19 protein-coding genes are annotated in these 22,678 nt (G+C 57.9%); 3 read left to right on the forward strand and 16 right to left on the reverse strand.

Going from position 1 to position 22,678, the window contains the following annotated elements; genetic code table 11:
• Positions 1-16 precede the first annotated feature (16 nt).
• From CPH65_RS01730 to CPH65_RS01770, 9 genes are all read right to left on the reverse strand, one after another.
• The gene (locus CPH65_RS01730) at positions 17-844 is read right to left on the reverse strand and encodes a carbohydrate ABC transporter permease (protein WP_096171865.1); all 828 of its coding nucleotides are present in this window, start codon (positions 842-844) and stop codon (positions 17-19) included.
• Positions 841-1,716, reverse strand: coding sequence for a carbohydrate ABC transporter permease (locus CPH65_RS01735; RefSeq protein ID WP_096171866.1), 876 nt, complete (start codon positions 1,714-1,716; stop codon positions 841-843). The genes CPH65_RS01730 and CPH65_RS01735 overlap by 4 nt, the downstream gene beginning before the upstream one ends.
• Positions 1,717-1,748: 32 nt before the next feature.
• Entirely contained in the window at positions 1,749-3,026 is a 1,278-nt protein-coding gene (locus CPH65_RS01740) for an ABC transporter substrate-binding protein (RefSeq protein WP_096171867.1), read from the reverse strand.
• Positions 3,027-3,075: 49 nt separating this feature from the next.
• Positions 3,076-3,804, reverse strand: coding sequence for an SIS domain-containing protein (locus CPH65_RS01745; protein ID WP_096171868.1), 729 nt, complete (start codon positions 3,802-3,804; stop codon positions 3,076-3,078).
• Positions 3,801-4,541: a GntR family transcriptional regulator gene (locus tag CPH65_RS01750; RefSeq protein WP_096171869.1), complete on the reverse strand. Its 741-nt coding sequence runs from the start codon at positions 4,539-4,541 to the stop codon at positions 3,801-3,803. Before CPH65_RS01750 ends, CPH65_RS01745 begins: the two co-directional genes overlap by 4 nt.
• 123 nt (positions 4,542-4,664) lie before the next feature.
• On the reverse strand, positions 4,665-6,164 hold the full coding sequence (locus tag CPH65_RS01755; protein WP_096171870.1) for an FGGY-family carbohydrate kinase: 1,500 nt from the start codon (positions 6,162-6,164) through the stop codon (positions 4,665-4,667).
• Positions 6,161-7,345, reverse strand: a complete 1,185-nt coding sequence (nagA, locus tag CPH65_RS01760; protein ID WP_172891437.1) for an N-acetylglucosamine-6-phosphate deacetylase — start codon at positions 7,343-7,345, stop codon at positions 6,161-6,163. The genes CPH65_RS01755 and nagA overlap by 4 nt, the downstream gene beginning before the upstream one ends.
• Complete coding sequence (locus tag CPH65_RS01765; protein WP_096171872.1) at positions 7,342-8,370, reverse strand: SIS domain-containing protein; 1,029 nt, start codon at positions 8,368-8,370, stop codon at positions 7,342-7,344. Before CPH65_RS01765 ends, nagA begins: the two co-directional genes overlap by 4 nt.
• A 4-nt stretch (positions 8,371-8,374) precedes the next feature.
• Positions 8,375-9,142 (reverse strand): GntR family transcriptional regulator, encoded by a 768-nt coding sequence (locus CPH65_RS01770; RefSeq protein WP_244574508.1) that lies wholly within the window; start codon positions 9,140-9,142, stop codon positions 8,375-8,377.
• Between the two features lie 281 nt (positions 9,143-9,423).
• Between CPH65_RS01770 and CPH65_RS01775 the strand changes: the two genes are divergently transcribed.
• The gene (locus CPH65_RS01775; protein ID WP_096171874.1) at positions 9,424-10,482 is read left to right on the forward strand and encodes an aldo/keto reductase; all 1,059 of its coding nucleotides are present in this window, start codon (positions 9,424-9,426) and stop codon (positions 10,480-10,482) included.
• Between the two features lie 145 nt (positions 10,483-10,627).
• Here the strand turns inward: CPH65_RS01775 and CPH65_RS24810 are convergent, their stop codons facing one another.
• On the reverse strand, positions 10,628-10,756 hold the full coding sequence (locus CPH65_RS24810) for a hypothetical protein (protein ID WP_256385208.1): 129 nt from the start codon (positions 10,754-10,756) through the stop codon (positions 10,628-10,630).
• Here CPH65_RS24810 and CPH65_RS01780 point away from each other — a divergent pair.
• Entirely contained in the window at positions 10,746-11,357 is a 612-nt protein-coding gene (locus CPH65_RS01780) for a uridine kinase (protein WP_157747449.1), read from the forward strand. The two genes, CPH65_RS24810 and CPH65_RS01780, sit on opposite strands and share 11 nt — an antisense overlap.
• Before the next feature lie 29 nt (positions 11,358-11,386).
• On the opposite strand, the gene CPH65_RS01785 is transcribed toward CPH65_RS01780, so the two are convergent.
• Positions 11,387-12,643 (reverse strand): LysR family transcriptional regulator, encoded by a 1,257-nt coding sequence (locus CPH65_RS01785; protein WP_096171876.1) that lies wholly within the window; start codon positions 12,641-12,643, stop codon positions 11,387-11,389.
• A gap of 114 nt (positions 12,644-12,757) precedes the next feature.
• Between CPH65_RS01785 and CPH65_RS01790 the strand changes: the two genes are divergently transcribed.
• Positions 12,758-14,341 (forward strand): aromatic amino acid lyase, encoded by a 1,584-nt coding sequence (locus CPH65_RS01790; protein ID WP_157747450.1) that lies wholly within the window; start codon positions 12,758-12,760, stop codon positions 14,339-14,341.
• A gap of 27 nt (positions 14,342-14,368) precedes the next feature.
• Here CPH65_RS01790 and CPH65_RS01795 read toward each other — a convergent pair whose 3' ends face one another.
• From CPH65_RS01795 to CPH65_RS01815, 5 genes are all read right to left on the reverse strand, one after another.
• Complete coding sequence (locus CPH65_RS01795; protein ID WP_157747451.1) at positions 14,369-16,252, reverse strand: DUF2264 domain-containing protein; 1,884 nt, start codon at positions 16,250-16,252, stop codon at positions 14,369-14,371.
• A 28-nt stretch (positions 16,253-16,280) separates the two neighbouring features.
• Complete coding sequence (locus CPH65_RS01800) at positions 16,281-19,346, reverse strand: glycoside hydrolase family 2 TIM barrel-domain containing protein (RefSeq protein ID WP_096171879.1); 3,066 nt, start codon at positions 19,344-19,346, stop codon at positions 16,281-16,283.
• A 165-nt stretch (positions 19,347-19,511) separates the two neighbouring features.
• Positions 19,512-20,768 (reverse strand): sugar ABC transporter substrate-binding protein, encoded by a 1,257-nt coding sequence (locus CPH65_RS01805; RefSeq protein WP_096171880.1) that lies wholly within the window; start codon positions 20,766-20,768, stop codon positions 19,512-19,514.
• Between the two features lie 28 nt (positions 20,769-20,796).
• Positions 20,797-21,519, reverse strand: a complete 723-nt coding sequence (locus CPH65_RS01810) for a DUF624 domain-containing protein (protein ID WP_096171881.1) — start codon at positions 21,517-21,519, stop codon at positions 20,797-20,799.
• A 26-nt stretch (positions 21,520-21,545) separates the two neighbouring features.
• Positions 21,546-22,655 (reverse strand): ABC transporter ATP-binding protein, encoded by a 1,110-nt coding sequence (locus tag CPH65_RS01815; protein ID WP_096171882.1) that lies wholly within the window; start codon positions 22,653-22,655, stop codon positions 21,546-21,548.
• Positions 22,656-22,678: the final 23 nt, after the last annotated feature.

Genomic DNA, 22,678 nt, shown 5'->3' on the forward strand with positions numbered 1-22,678 from the left:
ATGATTCAAGAATGCATCACTTGACTGCGCCTTCCGTCAGGCCGGCAACAAACCAGCGACCGATCAGGGCGAACAGAAGGATGACGGGAAGCGTTGCAAAGCTGGCCCCTGCGAGGAGAAGGCCCCAGTCGATTTGATATTGCCCGATGATGCCGGAAAAGCCGACGGGCACCGTCCGGTTGGCATCCGAAAGAATGATCACCGAGGTGAAGACATATTCGGTCCAGGCGGATACAAACGCGAAAATGCCGACACTGGCAATGCCCGGAGCGATCAAGGGGATCATGATCCGGCGCAGGATGATCAGGGGCGGCGCACCGTCCATGATGGCGGCTTCCTCGATTTCCAAGGGGACTGAGCTGAAGAAGGAGCGCAGCATCCAGATCGAAAAGGGCAAGGCAAAGGTGACGTTGACCACCACCAATGCGGTTCTGGTGTCGATCAGGCCAAGTTTTGCAAACATGCCGAACAGCGGGATCAGCACGACGATGCTGGGAAAGGCATAGGCGAGCAGGATGATCCGAAACAGCGTCTCCCGCCCCGGAAATTTGAGGCGGAAGAACGCATATGCAGCGGGGACTGCAAGCAAAAGGGTGATGAGTGTCGAGAAGGTCGCCACCGAGATCGAGTTGACCATGTAGGTCATGTAATCGGACTGGTTCAAGAGCTTCTGGTAATGCTGAAGCGAGAAGGTATTCGGAACCATCGTCGGTACACGCGCAATGATTTCTTGTGGCGACTTCACAGATCCGCTGACCACCCACCAGAAGGGCATAAGGATCAGGGCGAGAAAGAAGAAAATCACCAGCGCCAGTACGACATTCCATAAAAGTGAGCGCTTCATCGGCTTTCTCCCGCATCCGCCAGAGACCTCGTGGCAAAGAGGGCAAAGATCATGAGAATGATGGTGGCAAGCACGGCAACTGCCGAGGCTTCACTGAGGCGATAGCCCTTGAAGGCGGTTTCATAGATCAACACCGGCAGGGTGCGCGTGCCGCCAGCAGGGCCACCACTGGTGAGCAGCCAGATGATGTCAAAGACGTTGAACGACAGAAGCGTGCCGATCACCAGCAACACCCCGAGAGTGGGAGCCAGAAGCGGCCATGTGATGCGGGTGAACCGTTTGACAGCTCCGGCCCCGTCAATGCGGGCTGCCTCATAGAGATCGCCCGGGATGCGCGTCAGGCCCGCCAGCATCATCAGCGCGATAAACGGGAACCAGCGCCAGGAATTGATGAAAATGAGTGTCGACATCGCGGTTTCTGGTGTGGCGAAGAAGCCAACCGGCCGATCGATGATCCCCAGTTGCATGAGCATCGGGTTGATCATGCCGCCGGAGGTGGAAAACAACCAGCGCCAGATCATCACGACCACGACGGTCGGCACGATCCAGGTCAGGATGATCCAGGTCCGGGCAACACGGACGCCCGGGAATTTCTGATTGAGAACCAGCGCCGCAGCCAGAGCCAGAAGGGTCTGGAGAGCGGCATTGGCCAGAACCCAGACCAGGCTGAGCCAGCTGGCGCTCCAGAACTTGGTTCCGCTGATGATTTTCTCATAGTTCGCAAGGCCCACCCAATGACCTTCCGATCCAATGGTCCGCACATCCTGCAAACTGAGGATGATGGCGGAGATCAGCGGCCATCCGAGAATGGCCGCCAATACGATGAACGCCGGTCCGACAAACAGCGCGGCATATAGTCGAGAGTGTCGCATCCAGCGCTCCTTTGTTGCCTACTGTTTGTTGCTTACTGCGAAACGTCTTTCATGTGCGCCTGACCCGCAGCGACGGCTTCGGCAGGCGACATGCCATTGACGGTGATATTCTGCAGCGTCTCGGCGATGAGGTTCTGTGCCGAAATCGCAGCAATGGCGGGGAAGACACGTCCGCTGGTGAAGCCAAACAGCTTGCCGTTTTTCGAGTTTTCGATCACGGTTTCAATCTGCGACTTGTATTTCTGGACGGTCGGATCCTGCCAGAAGCTCTCAGCCTTTGCACCATCTGCAGTCAACGGCATGAAGAGGCCCGGTTCCATGTTCAGCAACCGGCCATAATTTTCCGGCTCAAGCATGAAGCTGACGAACTTCTTGGAGGCTTCAGCCTTTGCCTCATCCGTGGAGAGCATCATCACGGCGTTCGGATAGGCGATGGTTGCATGCTCGTCCTGATCGGCGGCATGAGGAATCGCGGCAACGCCGAGATCGGATGCATCGCCATCGGTCTGGGTGTCATAGGTCGAGATCACCGTGAACTGCATGACCATGCCGCAACTGTTGGCCGCGAAACAGGCTTCCGCTTCGCCCCAGGTCCAGGACGGGCTGTCCGGCGGGGAGAGTTTCTGCAGGTTGGCATAATAGTCATAGGCGGCAACCGTCTTTGGATTGTCAAAGCGCAGAGAGCCGTCTTCGTTGTAGATCTCGGACGCCCCGCCATTGACCATGACCGAATAGACAGTCTGGTCGGTGTAGAGCTGCTTGTTGGCCGGCAGCCCGATGCCATACATGCCATCCTTGCTCAGGGCCTTGGCTGCGGCGGTCCATTCTTCCCATGTTTTGGGAACCTCGATGCCGGCCTTCTCGAAGACGCTTTTGCGATACCACAGGTTCATCGACTGGTTATAGAGCGGAACCGCCCATGTGCCGTTGTCATAGGTATAGGCTTCGACCGCGCTATCGATGAAGTCGTGTTTCTCGTCGAGCTCCTTGACGAGATCGGACACATCGGCGAGCGCGCCAATATCCTTGAGAATGGGCGTGAAGTCCGGGATTGCAAACAGCATGTCCGGACCGGCTCCCGCCGCCAGTGCTGCCGGGGCCTTGGCGTAGATTTCGCCCCAGTTCTGCGGTTCCTGTTTGACGACGATTTCAGGATTGGCCTCGTTGAAGGCATCGATCAATTCCTGAATGCGCGCCACACGCTGCGGGGGTTGTTCCATGTGCCAAACGGTGACTTCGACCGGATCTGCCAGTGTTGCCACGGGAGCCAACAATGTGGCTCCGGCCAGTAGTGCCATTAATCTCTTCATGTTGATGTTCCCTCTTTGGTGGAGATGTCGTGCCTTGTTATTATTGCTTTTATAGGTGGGGGTTTCGCGCTCTGTAGCGCTCAACCAGTTTCTGGTTTATTTCCTTCGCGCCGGGCATGTTCGCGCTCAGGTAAATTGGTGCATCGCCATCGGATGCAAGCTGGGTCGCCACTTCAACGAAGATGGCATTGAGGATGGTCATGCCGATTGCCGTGGACACTGGCCCCACCTTGAGTGCCGATCCGGGGATCGACATGATGGCATCCCCCGGAGGTGCGCCATTGTCGATGACGATGTCGGCAAGGTCGGCAAGGCGCTGGCGGCCATTGGCAGACGCAGTGGAATAATCGAGCGAGGTCAGACCGATCACCGTGCAGCCGATGTCCCGGCCGATGCGGGCGGCCTCGATGGGAGCGGCATTGACGCCCGAATTCGAAATGACGACGAGGACGTCATCGGGCTGGATGTTGTAGCGCTCGAAGATCGGCGACACGATCCCCTCAAGGCGCTCGTATTTCGTTCCGGCAATGGCGCCTTCATGGATCATGGTCGGCGCTGCGAGAATGGGCACCGTGATTGCCAGACCGCCTGCCCGATAGTGCATTTCCTCGGCCATCATGTGTGAATGACCGGTACCGAAGATGTAGATGCGGCCATCGGACCGTGCCGATTTCACAATAGCGTCCGCTGCCGCTTTCATGGCAGGCTCTGTGGCGCTCTTGAGAGCGGTCAATCGGTCGATCAGGGCATCGAAATAGCCATCGGTCATATTTGTCATTGGTTCTTGGGGGATCCTAGTGTGAGATTGACTTTCATGGCGAAGCTGTCACCACGATAGAATGAACGGACATATTCGAAGGGTTCACCTTGGGCATCGAAAGTGAGGCGGGTCAGCTTCAAAAGCGCCTCTCCTGCCTTGATCTGCAAGGTGCGTGCGACATCGGGGGACGCTTGTGCGGCTTCGAGCACCTGTTCAGCCGTCGTCGGCACAATGTCGAAGCTTGCGCGTAAAATAGAGTATAGGGACTCGTGCGAGAAATCGGCCTTGTCCAATAGACCCGGCGCAACATCTGCGCGCACTTCCGTGGTCTCGATGGCCAGCGGCTTGCCATCCACCAGCCGAACGCGAACAAGGCGGTGGACCTGAGCGGTCTGGGTCAGTTTCAGGGCTGCAGCGCAGGCATTGTCCGCTTGCGACAGGCTCGAACTGATGACGATGCTGGAAAGCTCATAGCCCAGCGGCTCCATCTGTTCGCTGAAGCCGGTCAATGTTGTCAGGGTTTGCTGAATCTGCGGCTGGCCCACAAAGGTGCCATGCCCTGTCCGGGTGACCAGAATGCCTTTTGCCGTCAGTTCGCGCATGGCCTGACGGGCCGTCATGCGCGAGATACCGAATTGCTCCGCCAGCACACGCTCGGACGGCAGCTTGTCACCCTCTTTCAATTTTCCAGAGGTGATGTCCGCTTCCAGAGAGGTCGCGATCTGCCTGTAGATCGGTTGCTCGGCTTCGGCCATGGACAGTTTCCTATTATGGTTCCTATGATGGTCTATTCCGGTTTGTAAATTGGTATAGTCCAATTAGTAGACATCACGATCCGGCGATCTGTCAAGACAGGTTCGTCAGAAAAAAGCAGGGCATCAGCCTCGAAGCAGTTTTTGTCGCACATTCGCAAATGTTGCCCGAGCGTCTGCGTAGGCTGAGGCCCGGGCGAGATCCGGATCATGCTGGCGATCCAAGTCCTCGGTGGGGAAAGCAGCCTCGCGTACCGAAGAGAAATCGCCCAGTGCCGTGGCAAGGATCAGCGCGGCGCCCTTGGCTCCGAATTCGGATCCCGAGGGAACGAGCACGCGCTTGCCGATGACATCCGCAATCATCTGCGACCAGAAGCGGCTCTGGCTTCCACCGCCGGTGAGGCGGATCTCCGCGCCTTCAAAGCCCAGCAGATCGATAAGATCGGCCAGAGCAAAGGCCACCCCTTCAAACACGGCCCGCAACATGTGGGCGCGGGTGTGAATGGGAGAAAGCCCGGCGAACTGCGCTCTGGCGTTCGGATCAACCACCGGCGCGATGATGCCGCTCTGGCTGAGGTAGGGCAGATAGACCACGCCTTCAGCCCCGATCGGGATCGCTTCAACCATCCTGGTGACCTGATCAAACACATCAGGCCTCTCTTTGATGTCCGGGGCAAGCGCATCCAGCGCCCAGTCGAGATTGAGCGTTCCGGCAACGTTGACCATGGCACGATACCAGCAGTCACCGGGGATCGAGAACAGCAAGCCCAGATCCTTTGGTTCGAACACCGGCTCCCTGTGGCACATGCCAACCATACAGGTGGTACCGAGCACGGCGGTGACCTGTCCGGGGGCCAAACCGCCCACGCCGGTGACGGTGCAAGGCACATCCCCCGCTCCAATCGCCACGGGCAGTCCTTCGGGCAATCCGGTCTGTTTGGCCACCAGCCGACTGAGGCCGCCTGCGATGCTCTCAGAATTACGAACCGGCGGGAAACGGTGGGCATGGTCGATGAGACCGAATTTGGCGATCATTGCGTCGCTGCGAGACCGGGTTCGGGCATCGCCCGGGATCACCGAAGCCTCGCTGCGATCGGTCGCAATCTCGCCGGTCAGGCGAAAGCGGATGAAATCCTTGTAGCTGATGACATGTGCCACCTTTTTGAGGAAGTCAGGTTGGTTCTCGTTGAACCATGCAACAACGGGCAAGGTGCAGCCCTGTTGCAGTACCGATCCCGAAGAGAGAAAGATCTCGGACATGAAATCGGGATTGTCCCCTTCCATTCGGTCGAGCACCGACTGGCTCCGGCTGTCTTCCCAATTGATGCCGGGGCGCAAGACATTGCCCACTTCGTCCAGAAACCATGCACCGATCATGGCGGCAGACAGGCCGATTCCGCGTATTTCAGTGGCATCAATGCCTGCATCGGCGACCACGTCGCGTATGACCTTGAGCACGGCATTCCAGGATTGTTCCGGATCCATCTCGCACCAGCTCGGTTGCGGCCGACTGAGCGGCGTGCGTTGGCGCGCCAAACCGCACAGCGCGCCGGTCTCGTCAAACAGCGCCGCCTTGCACAGGGACGACCCGGCATCAATGCCCAGAAGATAGCCTTTGCCGATCATGCCGCCTCCGATGCACTGCGCCCACCAAGCCAGGTCTGCTTGACCTGCAAGTCATAATCCAGATGCACCAGATCGGCGCGCAGGCCAACCGAAAGGCGCCCCCGGTCCTCAAGTCGCAGATAGTCTGCCGGATAGGCGGTGGCCATGCGCAAGGCCTCGGCGAGATCAAGCTCGAGATAGGCAACGCCAAAACGAACCGCGGACGCCATGTCGAGATCCGATCCGGCAAGCGTGCCGTCTTCCAGCGTCAGCCTTGGACAGAAGCCGGATCGTGAGCGGTATATGGTGCGCCCGTTGAGCTGCAATCTGTCCTCCTCTTGCCCCACCAGAGACATGGAATCGGTCACGAAGAAAAGTTTGCCCTGTCCATGAGCCTTGGACCGGATGGCGATCCTGAGCGCGGCCGGATCGACATGGTGACCATCGGCGATAATGCCCGCCCATGCCATCGGGCTGTCAAGCGCCGCACCGACCAGTCCGGGTGCCCGATGGGACAGGCCACTCATGGCGTTGAACAGATGGGTCACACCCCGGGCACCGGCCCGGAACAGCCGCGTCGCCGTGTCGGCATCCGTGTCCGAATGACCGATGGAGACGAGCACGCCCGCCTCGTTTAGGGCAGTGACCTGATCGGGGGTGACTTGCTCGGCGGCAACGGTCAGCAGAAGGCGCCCCGCGCTTGAGGCGGCTTCCGAGTAGAGCGTCACATCGGCATCCGTTAAGGGGCGCATGTATTTGGCCAGATGCGTACCTTTGCGGGCAGGTGCCAGATGCGGCCCTTCCAGATGCAGTCCGGCAACGCCCCGACCGGCGAGGACCGCTTGTGGCTTTGCCGCGATCGCCCGGTCACGCAGGGCATCCGCATCGGTGATCAGGGTGGGCATGATGGATGTCGTGCCGAATGTGCGATGGCCATTGAGGATGGCATACATCGTCTCGGGCGACGGATCGTCGTTGAGCATCACGCCGCCACCGCCGTTCACCTGTGCATCGATGAAACCGGGTGCCAGAAGTCCGCCATCCAGCCGGATGGTTTCGATATCCTCTCGGGAACCTTCGGCATAGTCAGACATCGGCACGACCGCCATAATGCGGTCGGCGTCCAGAACGAGCGCGTGATCCTCCAGAAAGGACGTCCCGTCAAAAAGGCGTGCACCAACCAGCGCTGTCTTTGCCATCACATTGTTTCCGTCACTTTTTTCAGATGAGCAGGCTTGTCCGGATCGAAGCCGAGCTTACGTGTCACCGCTTCGATCATGCGGTAGTAGGGCAGAAGGCTGACCAACGGATCGATGAGCCCACAACCGGTCGAGGGAACGACCACCGGGCAGGAGCCGAGCGCCTCGCTCGAGAAGACCGCCGTCTGGGCTCCCATGGCTTCAAATTTTTCAACCGCCTGACAGCCAAGATCGAAGGCCGTATCCTTCTGCACATAGGCAATCACCGGAAAGCCCTTGTGCACGAGGCGGGCGGGGCCGTGCATTACCTCTGCACTGGAAAAGCCCTCGGCATGAAGACCCGCCGTTTCCTTGGCCTTGAGCGCTGATTCATAGGCGACCCCGACACCGGGGCCGCGGCCGCAGACAAACAGGCTTTCAGCGGAGACCAACATTTCGCTAAGCGGGTCGACATCGACGGAACCGGCTTTCTCAAGAGTTTCGGGCAGTGCCCTGACGCCTTTGAGAAGAGCAGCATCGTTCGAGGCCACCGCAGCAACCCAGGCAAGGGCTGCCGCCGAGCCAATGAAGCTCTTGGTCGCAGCAACGCTGAGTTCAGGTCCGGCTCCAAGCGGAATGACGATATCCGCCTCTCGACCGATCGGACTGTCTGGCACATTGACGATGGCTACCGTGCGCGCGCCGCCCGCTTTGGCTGCGGCCTGCAAGGCAACAATATCGGGGCTGGCCCCCGATTGGGATACGGTGAAGTGAATGGCCGAGCGAAGCTTGAGCGGAGCCTTGTAGACCGAGGCAACCGATGGGCCGATGGAGGCGGTTGGAATGCCTGCACAGGTTTCAATCAGGTATTTGAAAAAGGTGGAGGCATGATCAGAAGACCCCCGAGCCGCAAGGCTGATCACCGGTGGCGGATCCTGTCGGAACCAGCGCCCGATGGTGTCCAGATTGGCAGATTGATTTTGCAAAAGATGCGCGACCACTTCAGGAGAGTGATTGGCTTCGCGCAGCATCAGGCTTTGATCAGACATGAGGTCAGTTTTCCAATGTAAGTTCAGCGACGAACTCGAAGCTGTCGCTGCGGTAGTATGAGCGGGTGAATTCAATCACCCGCTTCTCGGCGCCGAAGCTGGTCCGGTTGATCTGCAGACAGGGTTCGCCTGCCTTCGCCTCCAGCAACTCGGCAACAAAGGCATCCAGCGAAGCGGCACTGATGCGCTGGGTGGCATGCAGCGGACGGTTGCCATTGCGCGTCAGCGCTTCATAGAGAGATTGTGTCTCGTCGAATTCCGGGCCGACCATTTCATGGCGCACCACGGCACTTTCGAGCGCCACCGGCTGACCATCGACAAGGCGCAACCGATCGAGCCGCAACATGACAGTATCCTTGAGCACTTCAAAGAGACGCATTTCATAGTCGGTCGGGACCGCTTCTTCGCGGCGTATAATCCGCGACTCGGGCAACAGTCCTCGCGCTGACATGTCTTCAGAAAAGGAGGTCAGTCCACTAAGGGGCTGCTCGATTCGCGGTTTTGCTCCAGCAACGAAGGTGCCCGACCCTTGCCTGACTTCGAGAATGCCCGCTTCGATCAGCTCCTTGTAGGCATTGCGCACCGTAATGCGGCCCACATTCAATCGCTTGGCCAGATCGCGTTCCGGCGGCAAGGCACTGCCAACCAGCAGGTCTTTGCGATTGATCAGACTTTTGATTGCTTCGGCCAGTTGGCGATAAATCGGTCCCTGAGATTCGGTGACGGAAAACCCCATCGCCTGAAGCCGGTCTGGTAGATTGGATCTCAACATAGATCCAATATAGCACCAATTGAATGAATTGTACAAGGCCCGTTTTAAACAGGCCCCAGCCGATGTGCACGGCAAGCTTGCCAAACGGTCTTTTCCAACCGCTTAACATGATCCCTTTGTCCTACTCGGCCCGGGATGCCTTGTTTTGTTCAATGTTGCCTTGCATTCTCCCACGCAGCTATTTCACTGTGCTGTGTGAGGGACGCTTAGCATCATCTCGGGCACTGACTTGAACGCCGCAGGGATCGACCGCACAGCGCCAGAATCAGAAGGGGAGCATCATGCACTACAACACACTCGGACGATCAGGCCTCAAGGTTTCTGCCCTGCAACTGGGCACGATGACCTTTGGCGGAGACGGAGCTTTCGCAAAGACCGGCAGCACGGATCTTGACGGGGCCAAACGCCAGATCGCGATGGCCGCAGAGGCCGGTGTCAACATGCTCGACACCTCCAACGTCTATTCGAACGGGCTCTCCGAGCAAATCATCGGGGACGCCGTCGCGGATCATCGCGATGCCATCCTGCTTGCAACGAAGGTCCGGTTCCCCATGGGGTCGGGCCCCAATGATCGCGGCTTGTCGCGCCATCACATCATATCGGCCTGCGAAGCAAGCCTGAAACGCCTCAAGACCGATCATATAGATCTTTACTGGTGCCATCAATGGGATGGCATGACCCCGGTGGAAGAGACGCTTCGCGCTCTGGACGACCTGACGCGCGCGGGCAAGATCCGCTATGCGGGGGTTTCGAATTTCTCGGCATGGCACATCATGAAATATTTGGGCGTTTCCGAGCGGGAAGGCTTTGTCCGCCCTGTCGCGCAACAGATCCACTATACGCTTCAGGCCCGCGAAGCGGAGCAAGAGCTTCTCCCCGTCGCCATGGATCAAGGCGTTGGCGCTGTGATCTGGTCACCGCTCGCTGGCGGTTTGCTGACCGGAAAATACCGCCGCAATCAGCCTGATCCAGAAGGGACACGACGCATTCAGGGATGGACCGAGCCACCGGTCTACGATCCCGAAGCGCTCTACGATATCATTGATGTCCTCTGCGAGGTTGCCGATTCCTATGACGGCGTCACGCCCGCGCAAGTCGCACTCGCTTGGCTCATGGGCCGTGAGGGTGTGGCGAGTGTCATTGTGGGCGCCCGCAACGAGCAACAACTGGCCGACAATCTCAAGGCAGCGGACTTGACGCTCGAAAAAGAGGCCGTCGAGAAGCTGGAAAAAGTCAGCCGCAAACCCCTCGCCTATCCCTATTGGCATCAGAAGGCAACCGCGTCGGATCGCCTGTCGCCAGCAGACCTGTCTCTCATCGAGCCTCATCTGGAGGAATAAGCCGCCAAGTGCGTTGACCGGTCCGCTTTTCCTTTTGCGGTTCCGGACCAAATCCAACCCGGGGAGGCAGGACATCCTGCCTTCCGGGGTGTCTGACGCTTGACAAGCCACACGGCAACGGCTTTTTGCTGCCTTGTGATGTTTGTCAAATCTGTCCGGCGAGCATCCAGATAAGGTCCGCTTCAAGCAAGGATTCGGTCTCCTCAGAGCCGATCACGGCTTGTGAGAAGACTAGGATATGGGCATTCACCGAGGACATGCTGATGAAAATCATTTCGATCGCGGGCGGTTCGGCATCTGGCAAGAGTTCATTCGCGCGCCGACTGCAGAACCGGATTGGCAAGGACAAGGCCAACCTGATTTGCGAGGACGATTATTATCTGGGTGCGGTTGACGGAAACTTCGATCATATCGACACCAAGGATCATGATTTGATTCTTGCCCATATCAATGATCTGAAGGCTGGCAAGACCATCCAGATCCCCAAGTATGACATGACGATCCACGATCGGTCCGAAGATGTCGAGGAAATGCAACACAAGGAGGTGCTGATCCTCGAAGGCACCCAGATCCTCTATCCCAAGCGCCTGTCCCGCATCGCCGACTGCAAGATCTATATCGATGCGCCCGATGACATTCGACTGGCGCGGCGCATGGCGCGGGACATCATCGAGCGCAAGCGGGATCCCGAAGATATCATCAATCAGTATCTGGAGCAGGTGAAGCCCATGCATTATCGCTACACCTATCCAGCGAAATATGTGGCGGATGTGATCATCAACAACGAGTTCAGCATGTACAAGAACCCGACGCGGCTGGATCGGTATATCGACATCATCATCAACCGCGTCATGGGGCCGGAAGAGGCAGGGTAGACGCGCCCCGCCCATAGTCTCAAATGTTGCTAGAAGCTCGTGATGATGTGGTTGAGGACCGAGACTGGCCGGCTTTGCGCGGCCTCCTCATTCCAGATCAGGGTCTGGACCAGTTCCGGCGCATCGGGGATGTCAAAGGTCTGCACTTCGCTTAGGAGTTCAAGCAGTCCCTGCGACGGCAACAGCGAAATGAAGGCCTCCTGCCGCGTCATGGATGCCAAAATGGTGATAGAATCCACTTCGATCGTCTCCTGCGGATCAAGCTCCTGGGTCTGTAGCCACTCGTCGACGAGGGTCCGCAGACCGGTGTCGCGACCGGGAAGTACAAAGCATCGCTTTTGCATCAGTTCCTTCAGGGCTGCCTTGGGCAGAAGGCCGTTTTCGGCTTGCGCGTGAATATTGGTTCCGGCCAGTTTGAGCCGATAGCGGCGCAGAACCCGCGCGGAAAACCCATAAGGGATGCGCGGGCTGTCGACGATGGCGGCATGCAGCTCATGGTTCTTCAGCTCGGCCATCAATTGATTGCAGCTTGCGGTGCTAATGCGCACCTGTCCCATCGGATCGATCCGCTGCCACGCTCCGCAAATCTTGGCGATCATCGTGCATAGATAGCTCCGTGTTTCAAGCGGTGGGATGGAGCCGATCTTGACCGACTTCACGTCTCGCATGAACAACAGGTCCCCGCGCCTGATGTTGCGTTCGCAAATCGCGTTGAGCGCCCCGGCACCCGCATAGAAAATGTCGGCAGATCGCAAGGGCCGGAGCCCCCGGGTTCCACGCTCAAACAGTCTGGTGCCCAGGATCTTCTCGATCTGCGCGATCTGGCGACTGAGCTGCGGCTGGGCGATGCCTAGCGCGACGGCAGCGCTGTTGATGCTGCCATGTTCATAGACGGCAATGAAGCGAAAGATCAGTTTGGGGGACAGGCGCAGGCGACGCCATTCTTCAAGCTGAGCATCAAGACTGTCATCGAGCTTCATCAGGCATTCCGTGCGCGACTCCAGTTCCGACATGGAGATGGGGACATTGTCCTCGCCAAAAGCATTTTCGATGCGCGACAGCCCGCCCAACAACAGCATGGCAAAAAACAGAACGGAATTGCTGCCCACGGCTGGCAGGTTGCCTTTGCGGGTTTTGAGGAAAAGGGACGTGTTCAATTGGTCTTCAAGGCGTGTGATGGCGGCGATGACCGTCGTCACGGACAGGCCCATTTCCCGCGCGGCGGCGCTTGCGCTGCCTGTCTTGCGGGAATAGACGAATGCCACTAGAGACCTGATATCAAACAAGGAACCTATCTTCCCACGTAATTACGTATAATCATTTCAGTTTTTTGTATACCACAACTGATGGAGCGAACGGCTAATATTATTCCCTCCAGTGCATTAAGAGAAAAAGCAGCCGTGAACAGCCCCTTTCCAGCCATCCCTTCTGATATTGAAACAACACGTCCCCAAGCCCCGGCACAGCCCATCATGGTGGATGGCCGGTCGCTGACCATTGGGCAATTGGAGACCATCGCCCACAGGCGCGGTCAGATCATGACCTGCCCCATCGCCCTCAGTCAGGTCGAAAAGGCCCGGCATGCCGTGGAGCAAGCGGTGGAGAATGGCACAGCCGCTTATGGCGTGACCACATCCGTTGGGGCCTACAAGGATTGCGTTGTCAACGCCAACAGCATGCATGACTTCAACATGCGCCTGTTGCGTGCGCATAGTTTTGCCATCGGGACACCGCTGCCGGTGGAGGACGTCAGGGCCGCCATTGCGCTGCGGATCAATGCGTCCTTGACCGGCCATGCTGGCATCCACCCCGAATTGCTGATCGCCTTGCATAACCTGCTTGAGCGGGACGTCATACCCGAAGTTCGGCCCATCGGGTCCCTCGGCTGCGCCGATATCGGCCTAATGGGGCAGATCGGGGCGGCTCTTGTCGGCGAGGGCTTTGCCTATGTGGACGGAGAAAGACGTCCCGCCCTTGAGGCTCTGGCGCGGGCTGGGTTGGTTCCCTATCGGCCACAAAGCAAAGAGGGCCTTGTGCTGGTTAGCAGCAATGCCACGTCTGTGGCTCGGGCGGCCCTGCTGCTGGCCAAGGCCTATCGCCTCTTTTACGTCTCCATTGCGGTGCTGGGGCTATCCAGTGCGGGCTTTTCTGCCAGCCGCCAGCCGTGGCTTGCCGCCAAGCATACGGAAAGCGGTCTTATTCCCGACCTTGCCGATTTTGCGCTCTCGTCCTTTGCTGCGGACAAATGGAGCGCATCCTCGCGGGTTCATGATCCGCTCTCCTATCGCTGCGCGGTGCAGGTATCGGGGACCGCGCTTGAGGCGCTCGTGCACGCCAGCCGCGTTGCGCGCGAGTCCATGAACAACAGCGACGACAATCCGGTCGTGGTGGATGGTGCCCTCATCACGTCGGGCCGTTCTCTGCCGCAGCGCCTGACATTGGCGCTCGAAAATCTCCAGCTCAACATCGGCCACCTCAGTCGCAGCATGCTCAACCGCATCATTGCGCTCGGGCGCTGCGAATTGACGGGGCTTGCGCGCAATCTCACGCCACATGACGGCTCGGTTTTGGCCTTCGGCCCGCCGGTCAAGCAAGCGGTCGATCTGTTCGCCTCCATCGCGGATGACAGTTCACCGGCATCGCTCGTCAATGTGACGGTCGCGGACGGCATGGAAGATGAAGAGACCTTCTTGCCGCTGATCACCAGAAAGCTGGAAAGGCAGCTCGACCTTTGGGGCAAGTTGATCGCCCACGAGGCCTTCGTTGCGCGACAAGCGGTCTATTTGCGCCGTCTGGATGGTCAGCTCAACGGGCTGGCAGGCGCGATCCTGACACGGCTTGAGAAAGAACTTTTGCCGATTGACGATGACCGCATCTATACCCTCGACTTCATCGCGGCCGAGCGGTTGCTGATCAATGACCAATGGATCGATCATCTTGCGCAGACCTATGCGTTCCCGATCTGGGAAGAAGGACGTCGGTGATCGGATCGCCATTGAAACGGCTGTTCGTCACTCCGTCGCCAACTCGATCCCGTGCTTTTTGCAGAAAGCGAGCATTGCGCTGGAAAGGTGCAATGCGGGTAGCTCCTTCGTCTCGGTCGGCTTGCCATATACCGCCGTTGCCAGCCAATGGTCACCCGCCTCCAACATGCCATAGAAACGCGGGAAAAGCGTCCGGGGATAGCGGATGTTGGTGTTGGGGGATGCCCGAAGGATCGCGCCGGATCGCTTGGCCAGCAGATCAACAAGGGCCGATGTTGCGTCCGGTGTCCGAATGATCACCCGTCCGGCCTCTTCAACCAGCCCGTCTGCAAAGCCCGGCCTCTTCTCATCGGTCCGATCAACCGAAAAGCCGCTTTCACCGATGTAGACATCAGCCTCGTTGGTAATCCGGTGCAGCCTTACGTGCCATCCTTCGGAGGCGAAATCCAGCCAGCTCTCAACCCGCAACCGATCACACGGCTGCCAGACACCATAGACCAAGCCTTCCTTGATGCCGGCTTCAAGGATATGCCCCCGCGACATCCAGCACGTCCCGTCAAAGGAGGCCATCATGCCGCTGTCCACTGCGGAGCGGTCTGCATAATCCGGCGATGTTGCGTCGCTCTTGACGGAAAAGGCGAAGGCGGATGAATAGGCAAACCGGCCATATTTTGCATCATAGACCCGATGCTCATGGCCATCCTGCCCGCCCATCAACAGAACCGAATCCCCTTCAGATCGCCGAATGGCAAACCCCGCAGCAGGCGCAAGGATTGTTTCGCCCGTTGCTGGCGGCAAGGCCTCTTCTTCTGCAGCCCAGAAGGGATGGTCTTCAGGCAAGGCCAGAACCAGGAATGTCTTCAGCGCCCAATAGGGGGAGCCCGGCGCATTATAGGCTTCGCTCATGAAGAGGTTCGGATAGACATAGCCGATGCTCATGACGCCATCCCGCTCGGTGAACGGCTGCTCGGACCACCAGCGCAAATGGCGCAGCAGTTGCCCCTTCATCTGCCCCCATGGCAGCACCTCCTCTCCGGCAAAGGCGCACCCCGCCCAGAAGGCCCCTTGCGCGAAGCGATAGGTCAGTGACCGGCCAAAAGGAATGGCTGCGCCATCCTCGGCAAACCAATGCTGGAAATCCTTGGCAAAGAGCCGGGCCCGGTGCCGGTAGCGTTCGGCATAGTCGGGAAACAGGTCACCGGCCAGCCCGGCCACCATCAGCCCGTAAAAATGAAGCGCCATGGGCAGGTAGTAGTCGCGCTGCGCCCACTCACCATCCTTGTAATATCCCTCTCCCAGATAAAAGGTCTCGATCCGGTCCAAGCCCTGACGCACGATTTCCTCCGACCATTCTCGCCCCACCTTGCGCATGGCAAGATTGGTCAAAATGCGGAAAAACAGCCAGTTGTTGTCCGGCATCGGATGCGAGTTGACAGTCAGGAGCCACGCTTCGGCCTTGTCCTTTGCGGTCTCGTCCATCGGATCCCAAAAGGTCTCAGGCGCCAACAGGATTGCCGTCGCAATACCGGCCATTTCCACCATCCGCTGGTCGCAAGGGCCGACATCCCCCCAGTAATCTTCATGATCCGGATCCATGCCATGGGCGAGCCCCTCGACATAGCGGGACGCATCCTCAAAGGCAAACCCACCAGCCACCATGGGCACCAGTCCCCAGAGCGGACGCACGAATGCCTCCATTTCGGCGGCTGTCTGGTCATAATGGGTGGCTGTCACGCCGAGCCGCAGACGACCATTGCCTTGAGAAAAATAGGGCTTCAGAGGCGCATAGAAGCCCTCAGTGGCCTTAGCGAGATCTGCGCGCGTTTTGAGCGGATTGCCATTCATCGGATTCTTGGCTGCCATCTGTCGGGTCGCTGGCAGACGGTCCCAGGCACTTGTGCTTTTCATCATCAGTTTGATCCCGTCAACAAGGCGCCTGTCACACACCAATCGGCGACAGGGAAAATTTCAAGGTCATGGCCTCGTTGGAGGCGATGCGATATGGCTCATGCACTGGCGCTCCCCAACTATCGTCGCCGCCAACACCCATCTGCCGGGCTGCGATGGTGACAACGGAGCGATAGACCGGAGGCAGCTCTTCGGCCCGCAAGGCGCTTTCCAGCTCCATGGTCCCCCAAGGCAGCGCGCCAAACTCGAACGGCGCTTCCTCGGACACAAAGCGCAATCCGGCGCCGTCGGCATTGAGCATCTCGGCCCAGCGAACGCCCATGTGGTTGCCGCTTTCCTGCGGCACCAGATAGGCCGGAAAATTCTCCCGCAGGCTTTTCTCATAGATGCCAAGTCGTGCACCGCGCATCCGGTCGCAATAAGTCTCGTCCGGGCCAAGTCCGTAGAAGCGGAAACGGTCAAACCGGGAATCCATCGTGAACTGCATGCCAAAGATCGGCAGGTCGGGCAGATTTTCTGCACCCGGATAATGGGCCTCGACGTGGATCAGGCCATCCTGACCCACCCTGTAGGTGACGGTTGGCTCGACCGGCAGGCTGGGCAAGGCAAAGCGGTAGGAAATGGTTGGCTCACCATCAACCTCGCCAACCTCATAGCCGAGCCGCTTGTGGTAGAGACTGGCTGTCTGCCATTGTGCCATTTCGAAGCCCTGATGCCGCCCCCGGTCATTGTCGACCATGGCACGCCAAAAAGTGAGACGCGGCGGACGGCGGATGAATTCAAGGCCACTGGCCTTGACCGAAGAGAGGCCACCGAACACCATGGAGAACAGGGATTTGAACCTGTCCGTCTCGACCCCGAAGTTGAGATCCCCGTGAATTTGCTTGAGGGGAACAGGCCGCGCCAGCTCAGATGCCTCCCTGCCCTCTTCCTCTCTGGCCTCTTCCTCGCCGGTCCCTTCGAACACGGCCTCGCCAAAGGCAATTTCATGACCGGCTGCGGCCCAGATCGTTGCCTCTTCAAGGATCAGCGAACACTGGACGACATATTCGCCAGAGCCGTTCATCTCAGGCAGTTCAAGCGCCACCAATTCCGTCGCACCGGCAGCAACCACCTGGGTTGTCTCACCCTTGAAGATCACCTCGCCATCCTTGAGGACCCAATAGACAAGGGCCAGCCCCTCACTGGAGGCAAACAGGTTCTTGTTGCGGATCAAAACCCCGGTGTTTTGCAGTGTCTTCTGCGGCGTCAGGACATAGGGCTGATAAAGCCCCTTGACCTCCTGCACCTTGGGGGTCAGCTCACGCCACGCAGTGACAATCCCATCGGCACAGAATTCATAATCGCTGGGCCGGTCACCCAAATCCCCGCCATAGGCAAGCCGATGATCATGCTCGTCATCGCCAACAGCGATGGCCTGATCGATATAGTCCCAGATGAAGCCGCCTTGGTAGAGATCATATTTGTCGACCAGATCGGTGTAGAGATGCATGCCGCCACATGAATTGCCCATGGCGTGCATGTATTCGCACAGAATGAAGGGCTTTTGCGGGTCATCCTTTAGGTAGGCTTCCACATCCTGCGGCTTGGTATACATGTGGCTTTCCATATCGGACGTGCCATTGTAGCGGCGATCCCAGAAAATCCCTTCATAATGGACCAGCCGCGACGGATCGCGCTCACGATAGAAATCCGCCATTTCAGAGATATTCTTGCCGCCGTAGCTCTCGTTGCCGCAGGACCAGATCAGAATGGAGGGATGATTTTTATCCCGCTCCAGCATTGATTTTGCCCGGTCGAGCACACAGTCGCGCCACTCGGGGCGATCACCGGGCACGACCCATTCAGGATCGCATTTGCCGTCCTTCTGCCATGAGCCATGGGATTCAAGATTGGCCTCGTCGATGACATAAAGACCATATTCATCGCACAGTCGATAGAAGACCGACTGATTGGGATAATGGCAGGTGCGCACAGCGTTGATGTTATGCTGCTTGAAGAATTTCACATCCCAGAGCATTTGCGCATAGGTCACGGCACGGCCGCGACGGGCATCGAAATCATGCCGGTTGATGCCGTTGAACACGACCCGCTTGCCATTGAGCATCATCACCTTGCCGACCATCTCGAACCGGCGAAACCCAACGCGCTCGTGGATCACCTCTGAAAGCTCTCCACCCGGCGTGCGCAGGGTCATCTCCAGATCATAAAGAGCGGGATTTTCCGCACTCCACAGAACAGGCTGATTGACTGGCAGGCTCAGGCACAATTCCGGCTCGACCGAAGCCCCCAAGAGGCTGGCAACGGGCTCACCGGAAGGATCGATAAGCGACAGATCGATCATTGCCCCCGGTTCTGCGCCATCAAGCAAAAGCTCCAGAGCCAACTCCGCAGAGGCAAAGTCATCCGTGAGGTCTGTTTTGATGAACAGATCACGCAGGTGCAGAGCGGGCTGCTGTTCAAGCCAGACATCGCGGAAGATGCCGGTCAGCCGCCAGAAATCCTGATCCTCGATCCAACTGGCCGACGAGCGCTGAAAGACCTGAACCGCCAATCGGTTCTTGCCCTCGCGGAGACGATCGCTGACGTCAAATCGGGCTGGTGTGAAGCTGTCTTCGCTGTAGCCGACAAAGGTGCCGTTCAGCCAGACGAAAAAGGCGGACTCAACCCCGTCAAAAGTCAGAATGGTGCGGGCGGTCTGAGAGCGAGCAGAATATTTGAAATCGCAAAGATAGGATCCGACCAGATTTTCCGTCGGCACTTGCGGTGGACGCAATTGTTCCACCCCATCCCACGGGTATTGCGTGTTCACATATTGGTTGCGGCCAAAGCCCTGCAGCTGCATGTAACCGGGCACATCGATCATGTCCCAACCAAGCGGTTCGAACGCCTCGGCGTGGAAATCTTCGGGACGCTCTTCGAGTTTACCGGCAAAATGAAAGCGCCACTGGCCTGAAAGGCTCTGACGAAGTGGGCTGCTGGTGTTTTTGAATGAAGTCTCTTCTGGAAAGGCGATGTGATCCGAGACGGCATCAAGCCTGTTGACGGCGAAAACTTCCGGATCAGACAACCAGTCGAGGCAGGGAGACGTGACCATTGAACAGCCTTTCGAAGGGAACTTATGCGCACGGGGAACCAAGCCTTGGCAGGAACGCGCTCATCAGGAACGGGAATGGGCACCGGTGCAAACAAGACCGGTGCCCAGACTAAACAGGAAAAGAAGTCCCCCGACAATATGTCAGGGGACCACAGTGGGGAGGAATCATTCAGCCAGAATGGCTTGAACTTCTTCATTCATTTCCTTGATGCCATCGTCGATGGAAATGTTGTCGGTCATGATGGAATCATGCGCGCGATTGAGAACAACCTCGATCTTGGCAGCCTTCAGGTTGACCGGCATTTCCAGATAGCCCTTGACGGTTTTGAGCGCCGCCTTGGACGTCGCATCCTGCGGGAAGCCTTCCTTGGACGTGATGACACTCAGCACTTCGTCGGTTTTAAGGGCTGGCAGGGTGCCGGTTTGGGCAATCACTTTTGCTCCTTCAGGACCAGAGATGAAGTCGACGAACTTCAGGGCCGCGTCCTTATGTTTGGAGTTGGCACTGACCCCCACGGACGTGATCGTTGCCGCAGTCGTGCCGGCAGCAACACCTTCGGGATGCGGATAGCTGGCAATACCCCAGTCCTTGGCCAGAGATTCGCCGCTGGCCACCTTGGCGATTTGCGTCCCGATGAACCAGCTGCCCATTGGCAGCGTCGCGATTTCAGCATTGTAGAATGGGCCGGAATAGTGCGTGCCGGATGTTTTCAGCGATGCATAGGAGCGGATGGCCTTGTCTTCCTGCAATCCAAGCACGCGCTCGTAGCAGGGCTTGAGGAAGTCATAGTCGCCACCATCAAGGGAATGCTTTCCGTCCAGAATGCAAGGCATCTGCACGGTTGAGCGCCACGTGTGGAAATGCCCACCATAGACCTTCTTGGCCCCCATGCCGCTCGTCATCTTGCGCGCCAGATCGGCATATTCAGTCCAGGTCATGTCGTTGGTTGGATACTCGACGCCGGCTTTATCAAACAGACCCTTGTTGTAGTAAAGAATCCAGACATCCGAACGGAACGGCATACCATAGGTGCCGGATTTAACGGTCAGCTCCTCAATCAGACCGCCAAACGCATCGGTATCGATGCCCTGTTCCTTGATGAAGTCGGATAGCTCAACCAAACTGTTGGACTTCATCAGGTTGGCATATCCGGGAATGTCCTTGATCTGCACGACATCGAGATCGGATCCCCCCCCAGAGAGCTGCGTCATCAACATGGTGGAATAATCCGTGGATCCCAGATCGGTATGTTCCACCTTGATATCGGGATATTTCGCCTCAAATGCCTCGATCACCGGCTTGTAGTAGGCGGTTGCGTCCCAGTCCCAAAGGGCCCAGTTGATGGTCACCTGTTCTGCATGGGCAGACAGCGGCATAAAGCCTGCCGTGAGCATGAGAGCGGCTTTTACGAACCTGTTCATGACTTCTCCTCCGTTTATACTGGCACCATCATGATGCCGGATGATCCACGTCGGGACGTGAGCCAGTGGGCTCGACCAGTCCAAGCGCGAAATCTGTTGCCTTGAACGCGCTGAAAGTCATCGCGAGCGTTCCAAGGGAAAAATTGAGTATGACCGGCATAAAGATCGATGCCGGATAGAAGAGGATGTGAGCGCCCCAGAGCGAAACGGCAAACAGAACCCCTGCCAAAATGGGAAGCGGACGGGCTAGAGCGGTCAGAAAGCCGCATCTCATCAGCATGCCGAGCGGCAGATCGAAGCGCGCAAGCAAAGTGAAGGCACCGACAGCGGCCATCAGCAAAAACAGCGCAATCGCGACCGCCAGCGCCGCCGGAGCAATATAGAGCATGGTTTGCAACGCCATTTGCCCGTAGATATAGGCGGCATAGCAACAAATGCCGCCAGCCACCCCGAGACCGAGACCAAGCCCCGTTGCCTTGAAGAAAAGGCGCACGAAGGCGCGCCAGAAATCGCGCCACAGAAAAACCACCTCATCGTCGATCATGCGGGTCGTGATGTGACAGGCGGCTGCGAAACTTGCGGGAATGGTTATCAGCGGGATGGCGAGCAGAAGCATCAAGAGGTTGAGCTTGAACAGCTCCCATGCTTCCCTGAAGATGATGCTTCCGAACAACGCAAGACCGGTCTTTCTGGGTTCATCCTTGCGGATCCCAGGCCCTTCTCTTGTTATCCAGTTGGTCATCCAATCCATGATCGCGCACTCCCCCCGCGCGGTGGTCAGAACAAAATCGAGGCTTCACTTTGCTTGTCGAACAGATGCGGGTTCACCAGATCGGCATAGAGCGTTACGACCGAACCATCCCGCGCTTCGCATCGCGGTGAGACGCGCGCGATCATATCCGTGCCGTTCGACACCATGTTGAGGTGAATTTCTGCCCCCATGGGTTCGGCCAACTCGACCAGAGCCTCGAACTGACAGGTGAGCGCCGGATCGATGTCGTGGGGTGCTGCCTCATGAAAATTCTCAGGCCTGAGCCCCAGAATGACCTGTTTGCCGACATAGGGCTCGAGGCGCTCCTTGCGCTCGCCCAGTTTCAGCGGAAAGGCGGTCTCAAGATATTTGCCAACGAAATCCTCGCCGCTTCGCTCGATGGTGACCTCAAGCATGTTCATCTGTGGCGACCCGATAAAGCCGGCAACGAACATGTTGGCCGGATGATCGTAGAGCATCTGCGGGGTGTCCACCTGATGAATATAGCCTTCTTTCATCACCACGATCCGGTCCGCCATGGTCATGGCTTCCACCTGATCGTGGGTCACATAAATGAAGGTGGCGTCCAGTTGGCGATGCAGTTTGGTAATGGCCGAGCGCATGGACCCGCGCAACTTGGCATCAAGGTTGGACAGCGGCTCGTCAAGCAGGAAGACTTCCGGATTGCGCACCATGGCACGGCCTAGAGCCACGCGCTGGCGCTGACCACCGGATAGAGCCTTGGGCTTGCGATTGAGCAGATGCTCGATATCGAGAATCTTGGCGGTTTCGCGCACCTTGGCGTCAATTTCACTTTCCGGCGCTTTGCGCAGCTGAAGACCGAAGGCCATGTTCTTGTAGACGGTCATATGCGGATAGAGGGCGTAATTCTGGAACACCATGGCGATGTCACGATCCTTTGAGGGAACATCGTTGACCAGATCCTCTCCGATATAAAGCTCGCCTGAAGAGATCTCCTCAAGGCCCGCAATCATGCGCAGGGTCGTTGACTTGCCACATCCCGAAGGCCCAACCAGAATGATGAATTCCTTATCGGCAATTTCCAGATCGATATCATGGACCACAGTCAACTGGCCGTAAGCCTTGTTGAGTTTTTTGAGCGAAATGCCGGACATTCACATAACTCCAACTCTTGTTT

The sequence above is a fragment of the Cohaesibacter sp. ES.047 genome (assembly GCF_900215505.1).
Classification (GTDB): Bacteria; Pseudomonadota; Alphaproteobacteria; order Rhizobiales; family Cohaesibacteraceae; genus Cohaesibacter.